This is a genomic window from Nitrospiria bacterium (assembly GCA_036397255.1).
In the GTDB taxonomy this organism is placed as follows: Bacteria; Nitrospirota; Nitrospiria; order DASWJH01; family DASWJH01; genus DASWJH01.
This window is the reverse complement of sequence record DASWJH010000087.1, coordinates 17,566-42,472: the sequence shown is the minus strand read 5'-3', so window position 1 is coordinate 42,472 and position 24,907 is coordinate 17,566. Positions and strand designations below refer to the sequence as shown.

At 43.5% G+C, this 24,907-nt stretch carries 16 protein-coding genes and 1 tRNA gene; 12 read left to right on the top strand and 5 right to left on the bottom strand.

From position 1 onward, the window contains the following. The first annotated feature begins 13 nt into the window (after window positions 1–13). The gene (locus VGB26_11680; GenBank protein HEX9758437.1) at window positions 14–460 is read left to right on the top strand and encodes a VTT domain-containing protein; all 447 of its coding nucleotides are present in this window, start codon (window positions 14–16) and stop codon (window positions 458–460) included. Window positions 461–535: 75 nt separating this feature from the next. Here the strand turns inward: VGB26_11680 and VGB26_11675 are convergent, their stop codons facing one another. Continuing rightward, on the bottom strand, window positions 536–1,714 hold the full coding sequence (locus tag VGB26_11675; GenBank protein ID HEX9758436.1) for an HD domain-containing phosphohydrolase: 1,179 nt from the start codon (window positions 1,712–1,714) through the stop codon (window positions 536–538). 36 nt (window positions 1,715–1,750) lie between these two features. Continuing rightward, window positions 1,751–3,883, bottom strand: a complete 2,133-nt coding sequence (locus tag VGB26_11670) for a HEAT repeat domain-containing protein (GenBank protein ID HEX9758435.1) — start codon at window positions 3,881–3,883, stop codon at window positions 1,751–1,753. A 396-nt stretch (window positions 3,884–4,279) separates the two neighbouring features. Between VGB26_11670 and VGB26_11665 the strand changes: the two genes are divergently transcribed. Together VGB26_11665 and VGB26_11660 are read left to right on the top strand one after the other, a co-directional pair. Further along, window positions 4,280–4,753: a protease complex subunit PrcB family protein gene (locus VGB26_11665; protein HEX9758434.1), complete on the top strand. Its 474-nt coding sequence runs from the start codon at window positions 4,280–4,282 to the stop codon at window positions 4,751–4,753. A 51-nt stretch (window positions 4,754–4,804) separates the two neighbouring features. Further along, window positions 4,805–9,175, top strand: a complete 4,371-nt coding sequence (locus VGB26_11660) for a S8 family serine peptidase (GenBank protein ID HEX9758433.1) — start codon at window positions 4,805–4,807, stop codon at window positions 9,173–9,175. Window positions 9,176–9,293: 118 nt separating this feature from the next. Here the strand turns inward: VGB26_11660 and VGB26_11655 are convergent, their stop codons facing one another. Next, complete coding sequence (locus VGB26_11655) at window positions 9,294–9,698, bottom strand: hypothetical protein (GenBank protein ID HEX9758432.1); 405 nt, start codon at window positions 9,696–9,698, stop codon at window positions 9,294–9,296. Between the two features lie 359 nt (window positions 9,699–10,057). Here VGB26_11655 and VGB26_11650 point away from each other — a divergent pair, with 359 nt between their 5' ends. The 7 genes from VGB26_11650 to mtnB all read left to right on the top strand — a co-directional run bounded on the left by VGB26_11650 (window position 10,058) and on the right by mtnB (window position 20,124). Beyond that, complete coding sequence (locus VGB26_11650) at window positions 10,058–10,465, top strand: cupredoxin domain-containing protein (GenBank protein ID HEX9758431.1); 408 nt, start codon at window positions 10,058–10,060, stop codon at window positions 10,463–10,465. Between the two features lie 327 nt (window positions 10,466–10,792). Beyond that, window positions 10,793–13,642, top strand: a complete 2,850-nt coding sequence (gene uvrA, locus VGB26_11645) for an excinuclease ABC subunit UvrA (protein ID HEX9758430.1) — start codon at window positions 10,793–10,795, stop codon at window positions 13,640–13,642. After that, complete coding sequence (locus VGB26_11640) at window positions 13,639–14,289, top strand: tetratricopeptide repeat protein (GenBank protein HEX9758429.1); 651 nt, start codon at window positions 13,639–13,641, stop codon at window positions 14,287–14,289. Before uvrA ends, VGB26_11640 begins: the two co-directional genes overlap by 4 nt. A gap of 313 nt (window positions 14,290–14,602) precedes the next feature. Continuing rightward, window positions 14,603–16,672 (top strand): bifunctional rhamnulose-1-phosphate aldolase/short-chain dehydrogenase, encoded by a 2,070-nt coding sequence (rhaD, locus tag VGB26_11635; protein ID HEX9758428.1) that lies wholly within the window; start codon window positions 14,603–14,605, stop codon window positions 16,670–16,672. A gap of 332 nt (window positions 16,673–17,004) precedes the next feature. Then, window positions 17,005–18,885, top strand: coding sequence for an ATPase, T2SS/T4P/T4SS family (locus tag VGB26_11630; GenBank protein HEX9758427.1), 1,881 nt, complete (start codon window positions 17,005–17,007; stop codon window positions 18,883–18,885). 32 nt (window positions 18,886–18,917) lie between these two features. Continuing rightward, a complete protein-coding gene (locus VGB26_11625; protein ID HEX9758426.1) occupies window positions 18,918–19,412 on the top strand; it encodes a hypothetical protein in 495 nt (164 codons plus the stop codon). 52 nt (window positions 19,413–19,464) lie between these two features. Next, window positions 19,465–20,124, top strand: a complete 660-nt coding sequence (gene mtnB, locus VGB26_11620) for a methylthioribulose 1-phosphate dehydratase (GenBank protein ID HEX9758425.1) — start codon at window positions 19,465–19,467, stop codon at window positions 20,122–20,124. A gap of 72 nt (window positions 20,125–20,196) precedes the next feature. On the opposite strand, the gene polX is transcribed toward mtnB, so the two are convergent. Next, entirely contained in the window at window positions 20,197–21,927 is a 1,731-nt protein-coding gene (polX, locus tag VGB26_11615) for a DNA polymerase/3'-5' exonuclease PolX (GenBank protein ID HEX9758424.1), read from the bottom strand. Further along, entirely contained in the window at window positions 21,924–23,018 is a 1,095-nt protein-coding gene (gene queG / locus VGB26_11610; GenBank protein ID HEX9758423.1) for a tRNA epoxyqueuosine(34) reductase QueG, read from the bottom strand. Before queG ends, polX begins: the two co-directional genes overlap by 4 nt. A 454-nt stretch (window positions 23,019–23,472) precedes the next feature. Here queG and VGB26_11605 point away from each other — a divergent pair, with 454 nt between their 5' ends. Both VGB26_11605 and VGB26_11600 read left to right on the top strand, forming a co-directional pair. After that, window positions 23,473–24,381, top strand: coding sequence for a hypothetical protein (locus tag VGB26_11605; protein HEX9758422.1), 909 nt, complete (start codon window positions 23,473–23,475; stop codon window positions 24,379–24,381). A gap of 63 nt (window positions 24,382–24,444) precedes the next feature. Then, a tRNA-Glu gene (locus tag VGB26_11600) sits at window positions 24,445–24,520 on the top strand. Window positions 24,521–24,907: the final 387 nt, after the last annotated feature.

Here is a 24,907-nt window from a genome sequence, read left to right as displayed (position 1 = left end):
TCTGGGCCGTGAGATGGTATCAAAGCTTTTTGGGATTGCAGTGGTTTTTTGTGAGAAATGCTCTGATCGCCATTTAGGGGTCTTGGTCCTGATAAGCCGCTTGTTTCCGATTTTCTCCTTTGACCTGATTAGTTATGGAGCGGGTTTAACCGGTATGTCCCTCAAGTGGTTTGCATTGGCGACCCTTTTGGGAATGATTCCCCCAACGTTTGCCCTGACCTATTTTGGGAAAAGCATTGTCATGGCTGATTGGCCTGTGGTTTTATTGGGAGGGGTTTTCGTAATCCTCTTTCTTTTTCTTCCAAAACTGATTAAAAGCCATCGGTCTTCCTGGTGGGCAAGGCTGTTACAGGGGGATCCCAGCAAAAGAGTTCCTGAAAATACAAAAAAAAATATCCAGGCCCCAACGGAAAATACGGTGAGTCAAACCTGTCCCCTATGTGGTGGACCTAAAGGTTAATTGTTTCTTGAGGGAAATGAAAATATATTTTAGGGCTGGGTTGATTTGCTTCCTAAGAGGGGGTTTTTTACGAATTTACATGACCCTTCGAGATTTGATGAATCCGATAAAATGATCCACGAGAATCGGATCAAGATCAGTTCCTTTATTTTCCTGCATTATACCGATTATTTTTTCAGCTTCCATGGCCGCGCGATAGGGGCGATTGCTCCTCATGGCATCAAATTGATCTGATATGGCGGTCAGTCGACTTGCAATATGCTGCGGTCGTTCCTGTTTCATGGTTGGGTACCCTTTGCAGTTGTATTTCAAATGGTGTTCATAAGCCACAATGGCGGCGATTTTTGGAACTTCAGGGTATTGAAGCAATAACATTGCCCCTTCAAGGGGGTGTCTTTGCATTTCCGCAAATTCCTCATCGGTCAGTTTCCCATCTTTATGAAGAACCTTCACAGAGACTTGGGTTTTTCCAACATCATGAAGTAAAGCCCCCATTCCAAATGCGTGGATCGCTTCCTTCGAAAAACCCAAAGACTGAGCTTGAGCCATTGTTAGGATAGAAAGGTTGATGGCATGAACATGGGTATATTCATCATAGGATTTGAGCTCTATAAACGGAATGAAAGAGTTAAAATTGTTAAACAGGGCCCTTTCGAGGCCCTGCATAATTCCATTGACATTGTCCATCAAGACATCCTGAGCGGTGTTCCAATCCATATAGATATCCCTCAGGGCTCTGGATTCTTCTGAAAATTTTGAGGTATTCAGAACGCTTTTTGAAATCGCAAATTCCAGATCTTTCGTCAAAGGCGTTTGTGTGTTTTCTTTGCTTTGATCCAAACCCAACTTGCCGAGTTCAATATGCAAGGATTGAAAAGAAAATGTTCCCTCTTCCGGATTGAAAGGGGAAGATAGAAAATCCACCAGGGATGAAATCTCTGGCAAGGTTAGCCCCTCGCGAAGGATGAGAATTTCGATTAAACGGTCATGGAATATCCGGATGATATCAGAGGGGCCTTGGTCTAGGGTGGTCATTAAGCAATCATCAATGTAAATCTGGTCCTCAATAAAAGCAAAGGTTCTCTTGTCACATTCTTGAAAAAGGGCTGGTAAAACCTCTCCGAGTTGTTCCATGGTTTTAATCAGCTGGGGATGGTTCTTAGGATACAAGGTCCGATCACGGAGGGTTTTGGTCAACATTCTCAGGAAATGTTCGGCAAGTTTCAACCCGTCTGTTGGGTTTGCAGCGCTCAAGACTTGAGGACCTCCTTCCTTTTTTAGAAAAATGAATTAACGAGTTGTTTGAACACCCCTGTCATTTAAATCTGAGAGCGTTTTGGCCAGTTCCTTTCGGAGTGCACGTTGACGTCTCCAGTTCCAAAACCGCAAAGCAAGCTGTTGTTTGAAGGATTGTAAAATCGGGATCCATTCCCCACCCCCATTTTTTCCGATGGTTTTTAAAATAGCCTGTTTTCGACCGAAAGAATCACCCCCCCATTTGGTGGTTTTAAGATAGTTCATCACCATGTCCATGGACCGGGTGTGTTTACTCATTAATAAAATAGAGGTTCCCGCCATGAAGACTTTATAGTCTTCATCTTTTAAGGATTGGGCCAGTCCCTGAAAAAAATATTCAGTATCGCGTCCCACTTCTCCCAATGCCTGCAGAGCGGCCACTTTTACGTTTGAGAAAGGGTTTTTCATGCATCCAACCATTTGAGGAAGAGCTTCTTTTGCTTTTAACTCTCTGAGAAGAACAAGCATATTGCGGACGACATACCATTTTTCGTTTTCTAGCCTTTTTACCACAATGGGAATTACTTTTTTCCCGCAATGGGTTATGATTTGAAGCAGCCGTTTTCTGACCGTAAGCGTTTCCTCTACCTCCAGCAGATCCAAGAGAGTGGGAATAATTTCATCCCCTGCAATGGCAAGGATTTCACTGAGCAGGTTGTCGTTTTTTCTGTCCTCCGGTCCGGAACTGGTTTGAAGGATTTGACTCATCAGTTCCGGGTTAAGAAATTTTTTTATTTGCCGTTGCATTAAACTCCGGTGGGTCTCCGGGCCATTTCGGTGTTGATCTAAAAGGATATGCAGTGTTTCAGGTAGAATTTTTTGGCGGGATGGGCCAACGCCTTCCTTGAGAAGTCTGTTTAAATAGTCTACACATTTTTCGTAACTTTCTTCGTGGCGGATGGGTCCCTCCAGCATTTCTAGTAGAATGAAGGCGAGATGCCGATTGTTGTTGGTTTCATCAAGGAAATCTTCATCGGAAGGCTGATCCCCTTTTCCCTCAATGGAACCCATTGCCAACTCCTCATCCAGTAAAGCCCTATAGGATTTGGGATAAAATTCCCGATCTGCATGACTGGTGAACAGTTCTTCCATCAAATCTTGGTGTCCTTCCAGTTTTGTTGTTAGTTGATCCTTGAGTTGATTGTTTCCTTCGGAAAGGGTGGTTAATTTTTTGAGGAGGCCCAGAATAGGGGAAGAAACCTTTTGATTTGAAAGATGGATTTGGTTCATGACCTCTCCCATTTGGGCGGGGGGCATATCCTCTATTAAATTCTCAAGCCCTGTATTGTTGTTGTGGATGTTTTCTATGCAAAAACGAAAAATATTTTCTCTAATTTCCGTTGGAAGATTGGTCATGAAGGTTCTGATATCTTTTTTTACTTCGGCTTCACTTTTTTTATCCAATTGGTGTTGTTTTCCTTGTTCCTGAATGAATCTTGCAATAACCCGTTCATAGGTTTGCGATTCATTTTTATTTTTTTTGCAAAGCATTTGAATCAAATTGGCCATTTTGGCTGAGTCTGCATGAAATTCCTTCTCCTCTAAAAGGGGTGCTTCCTCCGGGGATAGGGATCCCGTTTCACTTAAATTTTTAATCAACCCTTTCCAGAGACCTTCCCTTCTTCCATCCGAGTCTTGATTTAGGGGATTTTCATTCTTAGTTTCTTTGACGGCTTGGCCAAAACTGATATGTTTCAGAGAGATTAAGTTTGTATCCTCATGAAAAGCTTTTAAGGCCTCCTCCCTTTCAGGAAGGGTTATAGATCGACACTCGGCCACCAACTTCAGAAAACGGAAAATAACATCCTCCGTAACCCCTTTGTGAAAGATTACGCTGATTAAGTTGAGTTGATTAAGCATTCGGGCGAGTTCTCTAATGACCGGATTATTTTTCGCAATCAGATTTCCCTGATGAAGCAGTTCGTCTCTTGCAATCCCAATGGCAATTGACTCAGCCTCCAACAAAAGATTTTGAAATTGACAATCCAAATTTTTGACCAGTTTTGGGATAATGGGGTGTGACGAAGAATAAAAAGAAACCTTTCTGATTCCAACCTGAAGATCAATCAATGTATTGATCAGATGGTTAGGGTTGATTAAAGCGGTTGTTTGGCCTGGGGATTCCAAAGGAATTTCCTTTTTTTAATAGTTAAATTAAGCGGTTAGAAAGAAATTTATACATTTAAAGAATACCCGATAATTACTAGGTGTCAAGGAACCCTATTTGAGGTTTTTCTCTTCTAAGAACCTTTTTTGGGGTATTTGGACGGTCAAATTTCAAAGAGCCTGTTTCTTTGAGATTTGAGATCCGGGTTTTTAATTTTTGTGAAGGAAGTTGGATTACGAGCCCTTGAAATTAGTGCCAGAAGTGTTGAGTGTCAAGGAAAGATAGAAAAAGGCAACTTTAGGCATGACATATCAATTTTTGGGAGATGTTTTTCTTTGAAAAATTATTAAGGAAGGAGCAACCTCTAAATAATTTTTAAAGCGATCTTTTCTAACCATTTCTTAGTTCGGTCCAGAATGTTGAAGAAAAAAAGTTATATCCTTCTTTTTTTTCTAATTTTATTTGGACCCATTGGAACAACTTTAGATGCTAAAGAAAAAGAATTTGAATTTGAAACCATTGATCAAGGGATCGATTCAAAAATAACTACTTATCGGAGGGGGGTCATTCAAAATTCAATAGAATGGAAGGCGCTTTGGAAAGAACATCAGCATTCCGAACTTTCACTTCCTGTTGTTGATTTTCAGAAAGAAGGGGTAGTGGTTGTTTTTTTAGGGATTAAAGGTTCAGCCGGATATTCGGTTGAGATTTACAAAGTTGAAGAGCATGGAAGAGAACTTAAGATTTATTTTGAGGAATTAAAACCCGATCCAAACTGTATGGTTGCTCAAGTAATCACTTCGCCATTTCATATGGTTAGAATTTCAGCATCAGAAAAAGAATCGGTTTTCCTTGGAAGGGAGAAAATTCAAGATTGTCGAGGCAATTAATTTTAAAAAAAACATTTTTCGGGCCCCTAAAATTTTGGGAGGGCTTTTCAAATGAAAATCTTTATTCATAAAGACCGTTTCATAAAGTCGGGCTTTACAATGGGATTGATCTTAATTTTTTTAAACCTTCTGTTGGTTACCTCCTCGTCAAAAACCTATGCAATGATGGACCAGACCGGTTCTGGAAATGGGTCCCAAGGGAGAGCGGAAAACATTCAATTGGTGGATAACTATTTACCTAATGAGGTTCTCGTCAAATTTAAGGAGGAGAAAAATCTTTCAGTAGTTGAGAAAAGGCAATTCCATGATGAGGCCGATACAGAGGTCCTCTCTACTATTTCGGGATTGAAAGTTGAAAGAGTTCGCTCCAAAAAGGGAGAGACCGTAGAGGAATTAATGAACCGGTACAGGCAAAACCCCTTTGTGGAATATGTTGAACCCAACGGTTTATTTCAAATTCAATTAACCCCTAATGATACTCGGTTTTCTGAGTTATATGGGATGCATAATACTGGGCAGACAGGGGGAACAGTGGATGCGGACATTGACACCCCAGAAGCATGGGACATTCAAACAGGGACGGGAACAATTATTGTGGCCGATATTGACACTGGAGTGGATTACAATCATTCCGATTTGGCTGCGAATATGTGGACCAATTCAGGAGAGATTCCAAACAATGGGATTGATGACGATGGGAATGGGTTTGTAGATGATTACAGGGGTTGGGATTTTGTGAGTAATGATAATAATCCGATGGATGATCATGGACATGGAACTCACACTTCAGGGACCGTTGCAGCTGTTGGTAATAATGGGATTGGTGTTGCGGGTGTAACATGGAATGCTCAAATCATGCCTGTAAAGTTTTTAAATGCCAGTGGAGGCGGAACTTTTGCCGCGGGAGCCGCTGCAATTATATATGCTGCAGACATGGGGGCTCATATTTCCAGTAACAGCTGGGGTTGTGGACCTAGCTCGGGGTGCTTCTCCCAAGTCGTTGAAGATGCAATTGCCTACGCCAATACCAAGGGAATGCTTTTTATTGTTGCTGCTGGGAATTCAAACAATAATAACGATGGAACCATCTTCTATCCCTGTACTGCAAACCAACCCAATGTCATTTGTGTTGCTGCAACAGACCATAATGACCAAAAGGCAGGTTTTTCAAACTATGGAGCCACCACGGTTGATTTAGGGGCCCCGGGGGTGAATACCTTGAGCACTACTCCCAATAATACCTACTCAGTTTTTAGCGGGACCTCCATGGCAACCCCTCATGTGGCAGGAGCCGCAGCCCTTCTTCTTTCCCATTCGCCTTCTTTAACCGTTGATCAAGTTAGGTCGGCCCTTTTCAATCATGTTGACCTAATCCCTTCAATGGCTGGGCGGACAGTCACTGGGGGACGTCTCAATGTGGACAAGGCCATCCGTTCTCTGGATTTTACACCTCCAACGGTGGCTATTACTCAACCGATAGATGGAGATTTAATCCGAGGAACGGCAACCCTTGAAGCTTCCGCTTCTGATAATGTTGCCGTCGGCCAGGTCGAATTTTACCTTGATCCAGATTCAAACAATTTCCTGCTATGCATTGACAACGCTTCTCCTTATCAATGCTCTTTGGATACGACATTATTGTCAGATGGTCTTTATACCTTACAGGCTGTGGCAAAAGATACCTCCAACAATATAGGGACCAGCAATTTGATCACGGTTAGAGTAGACAACACTCCTCCAACCGTTTCTATTTCTTTTCCTTCCGAGGGATCAACTCACAGCGGTTTTGTTCTCATCACCGCCAGCGCAAATGATTCCAATGGAATAGGTTCCGTTCAGTTTTTTATTGATACAAATTCCCAATGTGTCGATACCAGTTCACCATTTGAATGCTCATGGGATACTTCAACATTTTTGGATGGGGTCCACACCCTTGCAGCGAAAACCTTTGATCTAGCAGGAAATACCGCCGTTTCCCTTCCCGTTACCGTTACCATTTCCAATCAAGGAAGCCCCGGAACCGGAAATATTTCAACATTGGCAGGAAATGGTATAAACAGTTTCTGCGGAGATGGAGATTTGGCACCCTTAGCCTGTTTAAGACAGCCTGAGGGGGTTGCCATGGATTATGAAGGAAACGTTTATATTGCCGATTCCAGAAATCATCGAATAAGAAAGGTAGATACCGATGGAACCATTACGACCTATGCTGGAAACGGGAATCGGGGTTATAGCGGAGACGGGGGTCCCGCAGATTTAGCCCGGTTGCGTTTTCCCTCAGGAGTGGCGGTGGATATAGCTGGGAATCTTTATATCGCAGATACGGGAAACCATCGAATTCGAAAGGTCGATACAGAGGGAATCATTAGTACGATAGCTGGAACCGGCAGTGGGGGTTTTAATGGGGATGGAGGACCGGCCACTTCCGCAAGACTGGATGAACCCAACGATGTGTTTGTGGATGGTAGCGGGAATGTTTATATTGCGGATACCGGAAACCAACGGATTAGAAGGGTGGACTCATCTGGGACCATTTCCACCATTGCGGGGATTGGGAATAGAGGTTTCAGTGGAGACGGTGGCCCTGCAACCAACGCAAGATTAAATAACCCGCGTGGTGTATCCTTGGATTCCCTTGGAAATCTTTATATTGCGGATTCAAACAACGACCGGATCCGAATCGTGAGCAGTTCAGGAATCATTGATACCTATGCTGGGACTGGAAATTCGGGTTTCAGCGGGGACGGTGGACCCGCAATTTTAGCCCAACTTCATCAACCTCGTGGCGTCGCCAGCCTTATCTCGGGGGAAATCCTTATTGGGGACCGTCAAAATAATAGAATCCGGTTGGTGGACCTTTCGGGAAACATCTCTACGGTGGCTGGAAACGGAGTTCCAGGATTCAGCGGGGATGGAGGGGATGCCACACAGGCGCAAATCAACCTTCCAAGAGGGGTCGCCATTACAGGAAACGGGTTCTTGATTGCTGATACCGAAAACAGCCGGGTTCGTCAAGTGACCGTTGCTCCCACCGGGGACATCACTCCTCCTACCGTGAGTATTACTTCACCCAATAATGGGGATACCGTTTTTTCAACCGTTACGGTATCAGCGACAGCAAGTGACAATGTGGGCGTTTCAAAGTTGGAGTTTTATTTGGATGATGTTCTCCAGTCGACGGTTTACGTATCACCCCTAACTTGGGATTGGAATACGACAACGGGTTCAAACGGTTCATTTGCGTTGACGGCAAAAGCGTATGATGGGGCAGGCAATGTAGGAACCAGTCTTCCGGTAACGGTGATCGTCAGGAATGGCCCGGATCTTGTTGTTCCGGATTTAAGTGATCCTCCGGCCTCTGTCAATGCGGGGGCTAGTTTTGTAGCATCATCCACAACAACCAATCAGGGAACGGAACCAACAGGTATTTTCACGGTGGGGTATTTCCTTTCTACGGATCCAATCATTTCGATCGGTGATATTTCAATTGGGTCAAGAACCATTTATGGCCTTTTACCCGATGAAGGCCATACGGGATCGGATTCATTAACTGTCCCCGCTACGGTTGCTTTTGGGACCTATTACTTTGGGGTGTGTACAGATATTGGTAATACGGTTACAGAATCGGATGAGACGAACAATTGCCGGGTGGCCTCAGGGACCATCCAAATCACCCAGCCTGACCTGGTGGAGACCAGTATTAGTAACCCGCCTGTTTCCGTTCCTATTGGTGGAAACTTTTCGGTTATGGATACAGTGGCAAATCAAGGAGATGGGCCTGGAAACAATATTACCATCCAATTCTATCTCTCCCCAGATTCTGAAATTGTTCCTTCTTCAGATCCAGGCATTACCGCCTCGGATATCCTCTTATCCGGAAATCGAACGGTTTCCATTCTTCCAGCAGGCCAAACCAGTACTGGAACAACTACCGTTACGGTTCCCACAACAGTTCCTATGGGAACCTACTATTTTGGGGCATGTGCCGATTCCCCGGATGTAGAAACCAAAAAAACCAATAACTGCCTGACGGCAGCAAGCCAGGTGACGATTACCGGTCCTGATTTAGTGATGACGGGTGTGAGTACCAGTACAACGAGTGTACCGATCGGGGGGAGTTTTACCTTAGCCGATACGGTCAAGAATCAGGGGACGACTACCACATCCAGCATTTTTTATGTTGGTCTGTATTTATCTGCGGATGCGATGATTACCACGGCTGATACACGGCTCAATACTCGTTATATCGGTGGTTTAGCCGCCGGGGTTAGCAGCAGCGGGAATAGCACGATGACGATCCCGACGAATATGGCTCCGGGAACGTACTATATCGGGGCGATTGCCGATTTTGATAATCGTCAGCCTGAGAGTGATGAGACCAATAACGCCTTGGCGGGGACAACGATTGAGATAACTCCATAAGAAGAGATTTTTTGAAGTCCTTCTTACTCCCCCATTAAATAAATAGGGGGAAAAGAAAAGCAGGCTTTGGAGGTTTCCGCTTAATTGGGGTTATTTTACAAATTTAGTTTAGTGAATTTTAATGATCAAGTTTGGCTTCAGTAAAGGATTCAGGTCCAATACCAGAAATTTTACAATATCGTGGATTTTTTTTTGAATTAGATTTTTCATGCCAAACGGTAACCATTTTGCCAGACAAAAGCGCTTCCACTGCTTGGGTATAATTTTGTTGGTGGTGCTCATTTGCCGGAGGGTTAATAAAACCTTTATCTCCTAAGAAGTTAAATTGGCAGGAACAGGGGCCGTTTGGTTTAAGAGTGAAAATCTGTTTTCCATCAATATCTGCAAAAATCCAGGTTATTTTTCCAGTGCAACCTGAGGCAGGATGAGCGTTTTTTGCAACACCAACAATCAATGCAAACATCGTCATAAAGGAAAGCATGACCAACAAAATTTGATTTTTTGTATCATTCAACCCATTCATTGCCCTGCCCTCCTTAATTTACACGTTAAACTTAATTTAGGATTTGAAAAAAATTCCAGGAATTGAATTGAAGGCCAGATCTCACAAATTGTCTTTTTCTTACCGATGACATTAAGTGACCCATTTAAAGAAATGATAAAGGTTTGATAAACCTTTTTAAGGGGATTGTTTAAATTTGAAATAATGCAGGGGGAATTTAGTAACTTAATGTTATTGTTAGGGTTTTTTTTTGTAAAATCTTGAAAAATGTCTTTATATTCTTGCATTCCAATCCCTCTCCCTTAGCCTAGAAGGCGCAAAAAAAGTTAAAAGTCTCGGTCTTGACAACGTTAATTGGGAGGTGTATTTTTTTAGTGATTATGCTTAACACCTCAATTTTAATCATGAAAGTTAGCCTGCTCTTCCTTTTCTTTTTTGGGGTTTTTCTGGGTGTGGTCCATGGAGAGTCCCAAAAAGTTCATACCATCCGAATTCAACCTGGAAGCTTTCAATTTTCACCGGATTCTATTCGCATCCAAACAGGTGAAACCGTTGAGTGGGTTAATGGGGATAAGGTTGAAGTCCATTTTCTCATTGATGATTTTCTTTCCATCCCCGGAACCCAACCCGAAATCGGGTCCAAAACCCTTGAACCGGGAGATATGACCCAGCACACTTTCTTGCGGCCTGGGAAATTTCCCTTTCAGTGTTTTTTCCATTTTCAACAACACGGCATGAAGGGTGTCGTTATTGTTGAAGGGGAGAATCTGGATCCCTTACCCTTCTGAACTGTTTCAACCCAGATTGTATTGTTGAAAGGTCCCGTCTTTGTTTTACCCCCCCTTTTTTTCTTTTGAGCATTTTCTGATTTTGGATTGACCCTCCTTTTCCATTTGGGTTTCCGGTGATGTTGTCAGCGGAGATGTTTCCTTTTTTGTTTTGTCTTTTTGGAGCATTTAAAACTTCTTTGAAAAGTTGAGTATATAGGTCTTAGGGGTTTCCTTTACCCTCACTTTCGGAACGACAATCTCCTTTACTGTATTCTCTATTGCATGTTATGCTTCTCGTTTACCTATTAAAATGGGAAGCATTTAAGGTGTTTTTTTGTGAATGATATGGAAAAAAAAACCATCCTGGTTAAAGGGGCCCGAGAACATAATCTAAAAAATCTTGATGTAGAGATTCCCCGAAACCAATTCGTGGTAATTACCGGAATGAGCGGTTCGGGAAAATCTTCCTTAGCTTTTGACACGATTTATGCGGAGGGGCAGAGACGGTATGTAGAATCCCTTTCCGCTTATGCCCGGCAATTCCTCGAGCAGATGGATAAACCGGATGTGGATTCCATCGAAGGCCTTTCACCTGCAATTTCCATCGAACAGAAAACCACCAGTAAAAATCCCCGGTCAACAGTGGGAACCGTTACCGAAGTTTATGATTATCTTAGACTCCTTTTTGCAAGAGTGGGGAGACCTTACTGCTATACCTGTGGAAAAGAAATTACGGCCCAAACCATTGAGCAAATGGTGGATTCATTAATGCTTTTAAAACCGGGAATTCGAATTCAAATTATGGCCCCCATTGTTAGGGGAAGAAAGGGGGAATATAAAAAAGAGCTCCAACAGATGCAAAAAAGCGGGTTTATCCGAGCCCGGATTGACGGAACCCTTTATGACCTATCCCAGGAAATTCAACTTCAAAAAAATAAAAAACACACCATTGAAATAATTGTGGACCGCTTAACGATTAAAGATGGAGTGGAAAAACGCTTGGCGGATTCCCTGGAACTGGCTCTGAAGCTTACCCAAGGGGTGGTTCTGATCAACCAGGAAGGGGTTGGGGATTCCCTTTACAGCGAGCGTTTGGCCTGCATTGATTGCGGGGTCAGCTACCCGGAATTAACCCCCAGGATCTTTTCTTTTAATAGCCCTCATGGGGCCTGTCCGGAGTGTGATGGTTTGGGAACTAAAATGGATTTGGATCCCGGATTAATCGTTTCCAACCCCGATCTCTCCATTCGTGAAGGGGCTATTCGTCCCTGGGAAAAAAGAAGTTCGGTCTTTTACTATCAAATGTTAGAATCGCTTGCCCAGCATTATGGGTTTGATTTAAAGGTCCCCTTTAACCGGCTGACGGAGGAGCATCGCCAAGTCCTGCTTTTTGGATCTGGAAAGGAGGAAATTAAATTTTATTATGAGCGGGAAGGACGACGACATTTCTACAACAAACCTTTTGAAGGCATTATCGGAAACCTTGCCCGCCGGTACCGGGAAACGGATTCGGCCTATATCCGCGAAGAAATTTCTGAATTTATGGGTCGCCATCCCTGTCCTCATTGCCACGGAAATCGACTCAAAAAAGAAAGTCTTTCGGTAAAAATTTCCGGGAAATCCATTGCAGAGGTTTCCCGCTTATCGATTCAAGAAGCCCATGTCTTTTTTCTGGATCTTAATTTAAATGAGAGGGAAAGGGTGATTGCCTCTCCTATCCTAAAAGAAATTAAAGAGCGTTTGGGTTTTTTAAAAAATGTGGGACTGGAATATTTGACACTGGATCGGACCGCAGCAACGCTTTCTGGGGGTGAAGGTCAACGGATTCGTTTGGCCACACAGATCGGATCCAGCCTGGTTGGAGTGCTTTATATATTAGATGAACCCAGCATTGGGCTCCATCAAAGGGATAATGTTCGACTTTTGAAAACTTTGAAAAAACTCCAGGATTTGGGGAATACGGTTTTGGTGGTGGAACATGATGAAGAAACCATTCAATCCTGCGATTACGTGATTGATATGGGGCCTGGTGCCGGAATTCATGGGGGACAAATCGTGGCCCAAGGGAAGCCCTCAGAGATTATGGCGAATCCAAAGTCCTTAACGGGAAAATACCTTCGTAGGGAATTGGTTATTTCGGTACCGAAACGGCATCGGTCCCCAAGGCGTTTTCTTAACCTCCTGGGGGCTCGAGAGAATAACTTGAAAAATATCGATGTCAAAATCCCATTGGGTCTATTAACAACGGTCACGGGGGTTTCGGGGTCTGGGAAAAGTACGTTAATTTTTGAGGTTCTTTACAAACATTTAGCGCAAAAATTCTATCGGTCCTCTGATAAACCCGGAGAGTGCAGGGAGATTCAAGGTATTGAGGAAATTGATAAGGTCATTAATATTGATCAATCCCCTCTCGGACGGACCCCGCGATCCAATCCTGCCACTTATACAGGTTTATTTAACCATATCCGGGATCTTTTTTCTCAACTTCAAGAATCGAAAATGCGTGGCTACCTTCCTGGGCGTTACAGTTTTAATGTTAAAGGAGGGCGGTGTGAGGCTTGTCAGGGGGATGGGCTCATTAAAATTGAAATGCATTTTTTGCCTGATCTTTATGTAACCTGTGAAGTGTGTAAAGGAAAGCGGTATAACCGTGAAACGTTGGATATTCGATATAAAGGTAAGAATATTGCTGAGGTTTTGGAGATGACGGTTGATCAAAACCGATTTTTTTTCCAACACATTCCAATGATCCGAAACAAATTGGATACCCTTTGGGAGGTTGGTTTGGGGTATATCACGTTGGGACAGTCCGCAACCACCTTATCAGGGGGGGAAGCCCAACGGGTCAAACTCGCCAAAGAGCTTTCAAAACGTGAAACCGGCATGACCCTTTACATTTTGGATGAGCCAACCACGGGATTACATTTTGCGGATATTCAAAAGTTGTTGGATGTTCTCAACCGCTTGGTGGAAGCAGGTAATACGGTGGTGGTGATTGAACACAATCTGGATGTAATAAAAAATGCGGATTACATTATTGATTTGGGGCCAGAGGGAGGTGAGCGGGGAGGAGAAGTGATTGCACAGGGTACCCCGGAAGCGATCAGCCGCATGAACCATTCCTACACGGGGCAATTTTTGCGGAAGATGTATCAGGAATCCGAACGCTTAAAAGCCCAGGTGGCATCGGGATGAATTTTGCCAGGGGAGAAAAATTGCGGATTTTAATCCTAGGACACCTCTTATCTTTGGTTTTAGGAGGAGTAATTCTTTGGTTTTGTTTTCAGGCAGAGGTCCCCACCGGGCTTGAAAGTAAGGTGGTTCCATATCAACGTCAGGATAGGGATACGCACACCTCTCCAGAATTTAGAAATCTATCCCCCCATTCCACTTCCCCGGTTCATTCAAAAGGAACATCCCTTCTTGTGGGCCAAATTGATGACATGCGGAAGCGTTTTAGGAAGGACCCAAAAGATCTAGAGGCATTGGTTTATCTTGGAAATGCCAATTTTGATATTCAACGGTTTGATCAGGCCAGGGATCTGTATTTGAAAGCCCTGGAAGTGGATCCAAATAACGCGCATGTGCGAACCGATTTGGCCAGTTGTTTTCGCAACCTTGGAGAGAGTGATCGAGCCATCCGTGAATTAATGAAAGTGATTGAAATTGAGCCTTCTCACGCAACTGCGCTTTATAATTTGGGGGTTATTTTTCTTAATGATAAAAAAGATCCCACGGAAGCCATTCGATTTTGGGAAGCTTTTGCCCGGGAATATCCTCAAAGTGCAATGAGTGCAGGGCTAAACCAAAAAATCAACCAGCTAAAAAAGGAAAGTCCATAAAGATATTCTAATGATCCGTTTTTTGATCATTCCCATTATCTTCTCTTTAGGATTCCTCATTTTGTGGGGAATATGGCGAGTTTTGTTTTCGTCTCTAAAGACTTCCCATCAAAGGAAAAAGGATGTTAGCCAAATTAAGGGATCTGATATGGTGTTAGATCCGGTATGCCAAACCTACCTTCCGAAAGAGCGGGCTATTCATGAAAGCCTTGGAAAAGAAGATTATTATTTTTGCGGTCAGGAATGTTTGAAACAGTTCCGTGAAAAACAAAAAAAATAAGAAGGGGTTTTAAAATTTTTATAAGGAGGTGGAATGAAAAGTTTCTGGTCGGATAAAGAAGCAAACCGCCTGAAGGGTTTAGATCTACTATTGTATACTACGCGGTTAATTGGAAAAAACACAAACCTCGTGGTGTGGGGTGGAGGAAATTCATCCATGAAGGTGACGGGCAAGGACCACACAGGCCGTTCTCTGCGAATTCTTTGGATCAAAGGGAGTGGGTCTGATATGAAAAGCATGACCGCAAAGCAGTTTGCTCCCCTTCGTTTGGATGAATTGCTCCCTTTGATGCGTTTGGATCACCTTTCCGATGAGGAAATGGTGGCCTATCAAGCCAAGTGTTCCTTGGATCCCACGGCTCCAAAGGCTTCCATTGAAACCTTGCTTCATGCCTTTATTCCTTCACCTCATATTTATCATACCCATGCAGATGCCATTTGTTCTCTGACGGATACACCCAAGAGTCGAGAAATGATTAAAAAAGTTTTCGGCGATAGGGTGGGAATGGTTCGTTATATTCGGCCAGGATTTAGCCTATCCAAGTGGGTTGGCCAAGCGGTTCAATCCAACCCTCACCTGGAGGGGCTTATTCTGGATAAGCATGGCCTCATTACCTGGGGAGATACTGCCAAGGAAGCCTATTTGGGCACAATCCATTTGGTGACAAGGGCCGAAAGGTTCATCCAGGGCCGGCAAAAACGTAAAAGTTCTTTTTGGGGAAGTAAATTCAAGAGTGTTTCTTCCGCTCAGCGTTCCGAAGCGGTGGTTGCTCTGGCCCCAACAATTCGAGGAGAAATCAGTCACAACCAACGAATGATTCTTTTTTGGGACCATTCCCCTTCAGTGATGGAATTTGTCAATTCAAAGCATTCTAAGCAGTTGTCTCAAATTGGTCCTTTTACGCCGGATCACTTGATGCATATTAAACCCAAGCCCCTTTTTTTGGACCTTTCCGAGGTGCCCAACTCCAAAAATTATAATCGTTTCCGTACACTTCTTCGACGTGCCCTTTCCCAATATCGAAAAAGTTATGAAGCCTATTTCCAGCGGTACAGGAGTCCTGGGGTTACCATGTTGGACCCAAACCCACGGGTGATTTTAATTCCTGGGGTTGGAATGGCCAGCATTGGGAAAGACCCTAAGTCTGCAACCATTACTCGGGATATATATCTTCATACCATAGGGGTCATTAAAGCGGCAACTGCTTTGGACAGTTTTGTCTCAATAACGCCTAGGGAAATTTGTGATTTTGAGTATTGGCCCATGGAGAATTTTAAATTAACCCTATTGCCTCCTGAAAAAGCGTTTTCACGTCAAGTGGCCATGGTCACGGGGGCGGCCCGAGGAATTGGAAAAGTAATTGCCGAACGGCTTCTTGAGGAAGGGGCCGTGGTGGCCCTGACCGATTTAGATGCCCGCCGGTTAAAACAGGCAGATGAGGAGTTTTCCTCCCGGTTTGGCCGGTCCCAAGTGTTGGCCCTTAAAATGGATGTCACCGAACCAAAGGATGTCCAAGGGGGTTTTGAAAAAATCATTCAAGCCTACGGGGGAATCGACCTTTTGGTTTCCAATGCAGGGATTGCCCGATCCTGTCCCATCGACCGACTTTCGCTGGAGGATTGGGAATTGAGCCTCGAAGTCAATGCCACCGGTCATTTTTTGGTAGCCCAACAAGCGGTTCGTATTTTTAAAGCACAAGGGATTGGGGGTAATATTGTTTTTATTTCAACGAAAAATGTTTTGGCTCCTGGAAAAGATTTTGGCGCCTATTCCGCTTCAAAAGCCGCGGAGGCCCAATTGGCCCGAATTCTGGCAATTGAAAACGGGGAGTTTGGAGTCCGGGTAAATATGATCAATCCCGATGGAGTATTTTTAGACTCAGGTCTTTGGAATCAAGCGATTCGAAAAGAGCGTGCCCGAGCCCACGGCATTTCTCTTTCGGAGGTGGAAAATTTTTATGCCAAACGCAATCTCCTAAAAGAAAAAGTTTTCCCTCGGGATGTGGCCGAGGCCGTCTTATTTTTAGCCTCCAAACGTGCGTCCAAAACCACAGGGACTATTTTCCCAGTGGATGGGGGTGTGAAAGAGGCTTTTCCCCGGTAGGGATAGTCCCCTTCTTTTTCCAAACCCTGATGGGCCATCACGGGTTCCAAAGATGTGTTTGATTCATCAAAATTTCCCCCCCCCCGGAAAGTCTTCCCCTCCAAAGTATCAATCAAGTGTGATATTTAAAGGGTTTCAGAGGGGTCTGACCCCTTAACGGTTTGTCCTCGTGTAAGAGGGTTGGATTATTAATGAGGGCGTCAAAATAACCTTGTACAATATTCCCCTCTCTGTTTCTCATGAGGTTCATAATGTTTTTTATGTTTTAATTCGGGTTTCTGTTTTCTTGACAACTTTAGGGGGGATGATTATAGTGTGGCCGAGGAGGAACCATGCAACCCCAGGGATTCATTCGAAAGCGGAGAATTGGAGAGCTTTTGGCAGATCAAGGGATCATCGGGAGCACGGAATTAGAAAGAGCCCTAGGCGAACAAAAGCGAACAGGAAAACGGATTGGGGAAACGATGGTCATCTTGAATTTTCTTTCCGAAAGCGAATTGGCACAGGGGTTGTCATCCCAATTAGGGTTTCCTTTTTTAAATTTGGACCAAACCGAGATTTCTCCGGAGGCTTTACTCCTGGTTCCCGAATCTCTAGCTAGGAAATACCTGGTGGTTCCCGTTCAGGTGGAACGAAAACATTTAACCGTTGCCATGGTGGATCCCCTGTCTTACGAAGCCATCAATGATTTGGTTTTCTGTTGCGGGTATTCGGTTCGTCCTGTGATTTCTACCCCGCGAGATATTCTTCGGACCATTAATCGATTTTATCATGTTGAGGGTTTTTCAGATGACATCGCCAAAATTCAGAGAGAAGGGGAGTTTGGTTTTGATTCCCCGAACAGACTGGATAATAACCAAGCGGATGAACTCGCCAGGTCTATTCAACATGCCCCGGTGGTCCGAATGGTTAACGGAATTTTGGACCGGGCGATCCATTCCAAAGCCAGTGATATTCATTTAGAGCCCCGTGACCAACATATGGTGGTTCGGTTTCGAGTAGATGGTTTGCTCCAACGTGTGATCACTCTCCCCAAATGGTCTCATGGACCCCTCACCTCTCGGATTAAGGTCTTGTCCAAGCTGGATATTGCTGAAAAGAGACTGCCACAGGATGGAACATTCCGTGTACCTTTAAAAGGGCAAGGAATCGATATTCGGGTGGCGACCCTTCCCACACAGTATGGAGAAAAGGTGGTAATGAGAATCCTGGATTCATCTCAATCTTCTCCTTCTCTTGATGGGTTGGGTTTTTCCGATAATGCATTGGAAAAAATTAAACGCCAATTAAGCCATAGAAGTGGAATCATTTTGGTTACCGGGCCTACTGGCTGTGGTAAAACCACAACGTTGTATGCCATGATCAACGCTTTGCGGGATGAATCCAATAACATTGTTACCGTAGAGGACCCTATTGAGTATTGTTTTGAGGGGATCAATCAAACCCAGGTGAATCCTGAAATTGGTCTCAGTTTTGCCACCTGCCTTCGTTCTATCCTTCGGCAAGATCCTAATATTATTTTGTTAGGGGAAATTCGAGATTTAGAAACCGCCGAAGTTGCGTTCCGGGCAGCGATGACCGGGCATTTGGTTCTTTCTACTCTACACACTCGGGATGCGGCTTCATCGGTCATCCGCTTGATCGATTTGGGAGTTCCTCCTTATTTGGTTTCAAGCCTTCTGGTGGGAGTCATTGCCCAACGCTTGGTTCGCTCTTTATGTTCTTTTTGTCGAATTGAGGATGTTCCCGGTCCATCATTATTACTGAGGCTCGGTCTTCAGGAAAAAAACCTTGAGAATTATTCTTTTTATAGGGGCCAGGGATGTCAAGGGTGCGGAGAACAGGGATATAAAGGACGCTTGGGTTTGTTTGAAATCATGGAACTTGGCCCAAGGATTAGGGATTTGATCCTGAAAGGATGTTCGGGTGTAGAACTTCGGGAGGAAGCCATCTCACAAGGCATGTCCAACTTGGGGGAAGAGGGTTTAAAAAAAGTAAAGACCGGTCAAACCTCGTTGTCCGAGCTTTACCGTGTGATTGATGTTGAAAATCATATGCCGGTTTATTGCCAAGGTTGTGGGGAGACGTTGTCTTCTCATTTTCGTTCCTGCCCTTTGTGTGGTCTCTCTTTAAATTTTAGTTGTAGGATTTGTGGAAAAACATTGCGAAGTCATTGGAAGATCTGCCCATACTGTTCCGGTCAACCAGGGTAAGAACCGGTCAAGCAATTCGATGGAGGACGAGAATGGAAATTCAAGAAGAGCAAACTTCTTATAAAAAAGTTAAGGTGCGTGTCAATCTTTCTGGAAGTCGTTATGTTGGTTACGTTCGGGTTTACTCACCCAAAACCCGGATATCCGATGTATTAAACGAAAAGAAACAATTTATGACACTTTTGGAAGTAGATTCCATGGAACCCATTGAAAAAGGGGCCTTGTTGGTTATTAATAAAAACCTTATTTCTTATGTCCAGGCAATGGAAGAATTTAAGCGAAATTATAGCGTCGTTCACACCGGCCGGTTTGTTGGGGTCAAAGTCCGTGCTGTTGAATATCAAATAGGCGGAGAGGTTTTCTTGCCCGCCCATATTATCGGGGAGGACCCTGCTGAATTTTTGAGCCTAACCCCCTATTTTCTGAATGTAAAAAATGCATCCATTAAAGGAACCAGTGAAAGATATAATTTTATGGCGGTTTCTAAAAACCAAATCCGATCCATTGAAATTGGTCATTCAGGTTAAAAACCTTCTATTTGGATTTTTCTTTTCCAAATTTATATCATGGTGATGTTTCGTGGGGAAATTATCTTCTCAACCCAATCAAAGAAAACTCCTTTGCGAGTTTCTCCGCCTGTTTTACGAAAAAGGGTGGGTTTCGGGAACGGGGGGAGGCATTTGCACTGTTGGAAAGGGAGGAGAAATTATAATGGCCCCAACGGGTGTCCACAAGGAACGTGTGGAACCTCACCACCTTTTTACGGTGCATCCTTCCAGTGGAGATATTCTTCGTTTTCCAAAAGACAAATCCCTGAGATTATCTGAATGTAGTCCCATCTTCTGTTCTTTGGTCAAAAATCGGAATGCCGGTTCTGTTATGCATAGCCATGCATTATCTGCTGTTCTAGCCGGGGATTTGGCTTTGGGAAATGCTCACGTGGTGATAGAAGGGTTTGAAATGTTAAAGGGAATTAAAGGGGTCAACAACCATGACAAACATTTGGTTCCAGTCATTTTTAACACCCCCCAAGAATCCGAGCTCCTCCAACAGATTCATGACATTTTAAAAAATGAAGCTTACCAAGATATTTTTGCCATTTTGGTAAGAGATCATGGGGCTTATATATGGGGAGACAATATTTGGGAAGCCAAGCGTCATGCGGAGGTTTATCATTTTTTATTTGAGGCGACGGTTTCCCGCGTGAAAAACCTTCCATCGAGTTTAAAAAACCTTTGAGCGTGAAAATATTGGTTTGAGAAGGACCCGGGGTTGTCTTGGATTTTGCTTAAATTTAAATTTCAGTTTTTTTTAAACCCTTTCCCTTTTTTTTCTTTCATTGAGGTATCGTTCCATTTGAGTTTTGGATCGGGTGTTCAAGACATTTTCTTTGGAAAGCCATCCCTTCCTTGCAATTCCCACCCCGATGGGAATCACTTTTAATCCCTCCAAGCTATGAGCATCGGGGTTAATACAAATTTGAACTCCTTTTTGTTTGACCTGCCTCCCAAAACGCCAATCCAAGTCCAGGCGGTGAGGATTCGCATTCATTTCAATGGCAACCCCATATTCATTCGCGGCGTCTAAGATCTTATTCATATTGAGGGGAAAAGGGTTCCGGGATAAAAGCAATCGACCGGTGGGGTGACCCAGGATAGTGATATATGGATTTTGCATTCCCCTTAGAACCCGGGCAGTCATTTCTGATTCGTTCATATTGAAACGGCTGTGGACGGAGCCAATAACAAAATCGAAGGTTTCCAAGACTTCATCGGGATAATCCAGTGAGCCATCGGGTAAAATGTCTGATTCAATTCCTTTAAAAATTCGAATTCCACGTACTTTTTGTTGTAGCGCTTCAATTTCCTGGTGTTGCCTTTTGATTCTTTCAATTTCCAGCCCATGAGCATAAAATGCTGTACGGCTGTGATCGGAAATCCCAATATACTCATATCCCAAAGCTTGAGCTCCCTCTACCATCTCGCGAAGTGATCCGCTGCCATCACTTTCCCTGGTATGATTGTGAAAAATTCCTCGGATATCTCGTACCTGGACCAGTTTAGGAAGGGTTCCCGAAGCCGCGGCTTCAATTTCTCCCATTCCCTCTCGAAGTTCCGGGGGAATAAAAGGGAGTCCCAATGCCGAGAAAATGGAAGGCTCATCTTTACATTCGATTTTGGTTTCGTTTCTAAAGAGGCCATATTCATTCATTAGAATGCCCATGCTTTTTGCCCTCCCCCGGAGAGCAGTATTGTGTTCCTTACTTCCGGTGGAATGGTGAAGCGCAAAGGGAAATTCGGAAAGGCTTACTGTCCTGCAATCCACAGAAATTCCGGACTTTAATTGAACAACGGATTTGGTTTCTCCGTGAGCAGTGATTTTTTCCACTTGGGGCAAATGGGTGAAATATTCCATGACCTGGGAGGAATGATCTGTTCCGATGATAATATCAATATCTTTAACGATTTCTTTCCTACGCCTCAGACTTCCGGCTAAACTGATTTCCTGAACATGTTTTTGTTTTTGCATTTCATCTAGAATGGCAAGGGCGTCTGCCTCCGCCTCTGCAAAAAGGTGTTGGCCTAAATTTTTTTGGAGGAATCGGATGCCGTCTTTAATTTTTTCCTGCATTATTTTCCCAAACCCCTCCAAACCCACCAATCGATTTTCAATACAGGCGTATTCCAGCTCTCCCAGGTTTTTAATTCCCAATTTTTCGTAAAAGGTTTTCACCTTTTTGGGACCAAGTCCTGGAATTTTAAGAATATCAAAAAGCCCGTGCGGGATTGAATTCTTCAGTTCATCATAGTAGGAAAGTTTTCCCGTTTGAACCAATTCGGTAATTTTTTTTGCCAATGCCTCTCCAATTCCCTTGACTTTTTGAATCTCCCCACGTGTGATCATAGCGTTTAGGTCTTCGCCTAAAAGACCAATGGTCCGGGCGGCATTGAGGTAAGCTCTATACTTAAACGGATTCTCCCCTTTCAACTCCAGGAGAATTGCAATTTCTTCTAGTACCTCCGCGACTTCTTTTGGGGTCATTTCTTTTTTCCTTGTTGGAAGACGGGATTGATTGTTTTTTCAATGGGGTCCTTGGCCCAATGCAAATGCGCTTTGACCAATGGATCGGATTCTTGTTCTAAGGCTTCCTGTGCAAAGGAATGGGCTCCTCCTGCCTCATGTTGATTTTGAAGAACCACTGCCCCATTTCGGAGCAATCCCTTGCGTTTTGGCCGTAGTAAAGGGGTCCGATGGAGTTGTTTTTTGAAGTCGGCCTCTGTTTTAATGGAGAAAAGGGCCTTCAAGGATAAGAAGGGTCCGACCCCTTCGGAGGGTTGAAAAGCTTTTTCTTTTGTCTGAACCGGTTGGGAATTAAATGGGCAAACCTCTTGACAGATGTCACATCCAAAAACCCAATTTTCCATATAAGGCCGAATATTTGGGTCTATGAGTCCCTTATTCTCAATGGTCAGATAGGAAATACATCGGCGGGCGTCCAGTGCGTAAGGGGCTACAAGGGCACCCGTGGGACAAGCATCCAAGCAAAGTCTGCAATTACCGCAACGATTAATCTCGGGTTGATTGTCTTCAATCTCGAGATTCGTCAAGAGTACCGCCAAAAAGATCCATGACCCAAACGCGTTTGAGATCAATAAAGTATTTTTCCCGATAAAACCCAATCCCGCCCTCTGAGCCAACGCTTTTTCCAAAACGGGCCCATAATCCACATACCATCGGGTTTCCAATCCATTTCCCCACTGTTTTCGGAGGGAACTCTCAAATTGTTTTAGACGGGCCTCAAAAATTAAGTGATAATCCTTTCCCCAGGCGTATCTTGAGACCTGTCCTTTCAACCCGTCCAATTTTTCCTGCGAAGGAGGCGGCTCTTTTTCCGAATAGGAATAATAGTTTAACCCCAATACGATGGTGCTTTTTGCTGACGGGAGGATTTGTGTGGGCCTTGCCCTTTTTTGAGGGATCCGAGACATGTAAGCCATATCCCCTGAGAACCCCTTTTGAATCCATTTCAACAAATAATTTTCATCGGTTTCTAAGGGATCAGCAGTGGTTATTCCCACCAGGTCAAAACCCGTTTCCAAGCCGAGGAATTTTATGCTTTCAGAGGGAATCATCGGTTAATACTTTCAATCTTTTAAATTCTAGATTCAATAGGCAATATACTACGGTTTGAAGGTGGTTGAAAAGGGCTTCTTTTTCCCCTGGAAGAGTGATATCAGAAAATGCCGGGTAATTTTGTTTTGAGTTTCTCTCTCGTCTTTGTTATAGTATACTGTCTTTATTTTAATCCATTTCTTTTTTCGTTGAGAGGAAGATCGGGTTAGAATTTCCAATCGTGAAAAAGAAAACCTTTTTTAAAAATGAAATAGGCTTCTCATTGCTTGTTCAGTGTGGAATTTATTTTTTTCTTTCGGCTTTCTTTTTTTATCAAGTTTTCCCACCTAACGGGAGATGATCCCTCAATGGTTTTTTCTCTTTTCCTCTTTAACAGAAAGACCCATGGGATTTTCCCTGTTGGGGTAAACCCCAAAGAGCCGCAGGACCTAAACCGAATGGAGTGGTCATCGGTTGGCAGATAACCTTATTTATATTCCAATCGTCAACTTTAACCACCGACTTTCGAAGGAATATGAACTCGGTGAGGGGTTTAGTCTTGTCAAATTCCCTAAAAAATTTGATGTGGATTATAGGACCTTCGGACATAGCTATTTCAAGCGCCATTATGGAGACCAATTTATAAAGGAGGCAAAGGATGCCTATTGCTTGAGATATGATTGGCCTGGCGAGGGGTTTCGTTCTATTCAGGAAATGATCTATAAAGCGGAGGATCCTGCCATTACCTTTTTAATTGCCCTTCGAGTGGTTCAATCTTGTAGTGCAGGTTTTAAAATGATATTTCATACCCCTTCTTTAAAAGAAAAATTTCCGTTTGATTTTGCAGAGTATCGGATGATAGGGTTTCAGATTCGGACCTCTAAAGCCATCCACCGTTTTGTTGAAGAAGATATCTTTGCGGCAAAAGAGTTTTTTAATAAACTTCTCCATTTACTGAAAAATGAATATAAGTACAGGCGAATTTTCAATACGCTGCGTTATTTTGACCTAGGTTACCGCAGTGCCAATGTTGATTCCAGGGTCATTTATTTTACCATTGCTTTAGAGGTTTTATATAAACCAAGTAGGGGAAAAATTACACGGGTGATGGCTCAAAGGTTATCCCATTTTCTTGGAAAAGATAAAAAAGAAAGAGATCTTTTAACGGAGAAAACGTTCGAGATGATGAATTTTAAGGCTCGGTTGACTCACGGGGATATGACCTATTTCGATATTTCCCGCCCTGAACGGATACAATTGGTTCAGGAAGAAGAGGAGGTTCTCCGGAGAACGCTTCAAAAAATTTTGAAAAATAACGACCTCATTGAAATGTTTTCTAATCTACAAAGCCGGGAAGAATTTTTTGAGGGGGGAATAACTTAACGCTTTCTTCCCACGGTTGAAATGATGGAAGAAAGAGTTGGAAATGCAAATCAATAATAAAAGGGTCCCATCGTCTAGCGGCCTAGGACGCTGGCCTCTCACGCCGGAAACACGGGTTCGATCCCCGTTGGGACCACCAATTCCCTTTTTCTCTTATTGTTTTGAAACCCTTCTTGAAATGGATTCATTACCTTTCCAGTTCCTTTTTGATTGATCCAATTTAACCTTCGACCTTACTTAAAGTTAGCCGGCCCCCGCCCCTTTTTTATAGGGGAGGAAAAGTTGTGGGAATTCTGGTTAGTTTTTTTCTTTTTTAAGAAAATCGCCCCTTTTGATTGAACGTGGTAAAATGAAAAGGAGTTTCTTTAAAAAAATTTTTCTTTTCGACTGATGGTAAGGAATTTCTGGGGGAAACCCCCTCAGGGGCCATCCCTCTAAGAGAAGAAGGGATCTATTAAAGCGTTAATGGGATAGTGGAACGGGGCGAAAATAGGGGATAGTAAGTTTCTTTTAAAAACTTTTCAAA

Coding starts and splice junctions, on each gene's coding strand:
- VGB26_11680 (HEX9758437.1), top strand. CDS start 14: ATGGTATCAAAGCTTTTTGGGATTGCAGTGGTTTTTTGTGAGAAATGC.
- VGB26_11665 (HEX9758434.1), top strand. CDS start 4,280: ATGTTGAAGAAAAAAAGTTATATCCTTCTTTTTTTTCTAATTTTATTT.
- VGB26_11660 (HEX9758433.1), top strand. CDS start 4,805: ATGAAAATCTTTATTCATAAAGACCGTTTCATAAAGTCGGGCTTTACA.
- VGB26_11655 (HEX9758432.1), bottom strand. CDS start 9,698: ATGAATGGGTTGAATGATACAAAAAATCAAATTTTGTTGGTCATGCTT.
- VGB26_11650 (HEX9758431.1), top strand. CDS start 10,058: ATGCTTAACACCTCAATTTTAATCATGAAAGTTAGCCTGCTCTTCCTT.
- uvrA (HEX9758430.1), top strand. CDS start 10,793: ATGGAAAAAAAAACCATCCTGGTTAAAGGGGCCCGAGAACATAATCTA.
- VGB26_11640 (HEX9758429.1), top strand. CDS start 13,639: ATGAATTTTGCCAGGGGAGAAAAATTGCGGATTTTAATCCTAGGACAC.
- rhaD (HEX9758428.1), top strand. CDS start 14,603: ATGAAAAGTTTCTGGTCGGATAAAGAAGCAAACCGCCTGAAGGGTTTA.
- VGB26_11630 (HEX9758427.1), top strand. CDS start 17,005: ATGCAACCCCAGGGATTCATTCGAAAGCGGAGAATTGGAGAGCTTTTG.
- VGB26_11625 (HEX9758426.1), top strand. CDS start 18,918: ATGGAAATTCAAGAAGAGCAAACTTCTTATAAAAAAGTTAAGGTGCGT.
- polX (HEX9758424.1), bottom strand. CDS start 21,927: ATGACCCCAAAAGAAGTCGCGGAGGTACTAGAAGAAATTGCAATTCTC.
- queG (HEX9758423.1), bottom strand. CDS start 23,018: ATGATTCCCTCTGAAAGCATAAAATTCCTCGGCTTGGAAACGGGTTTT.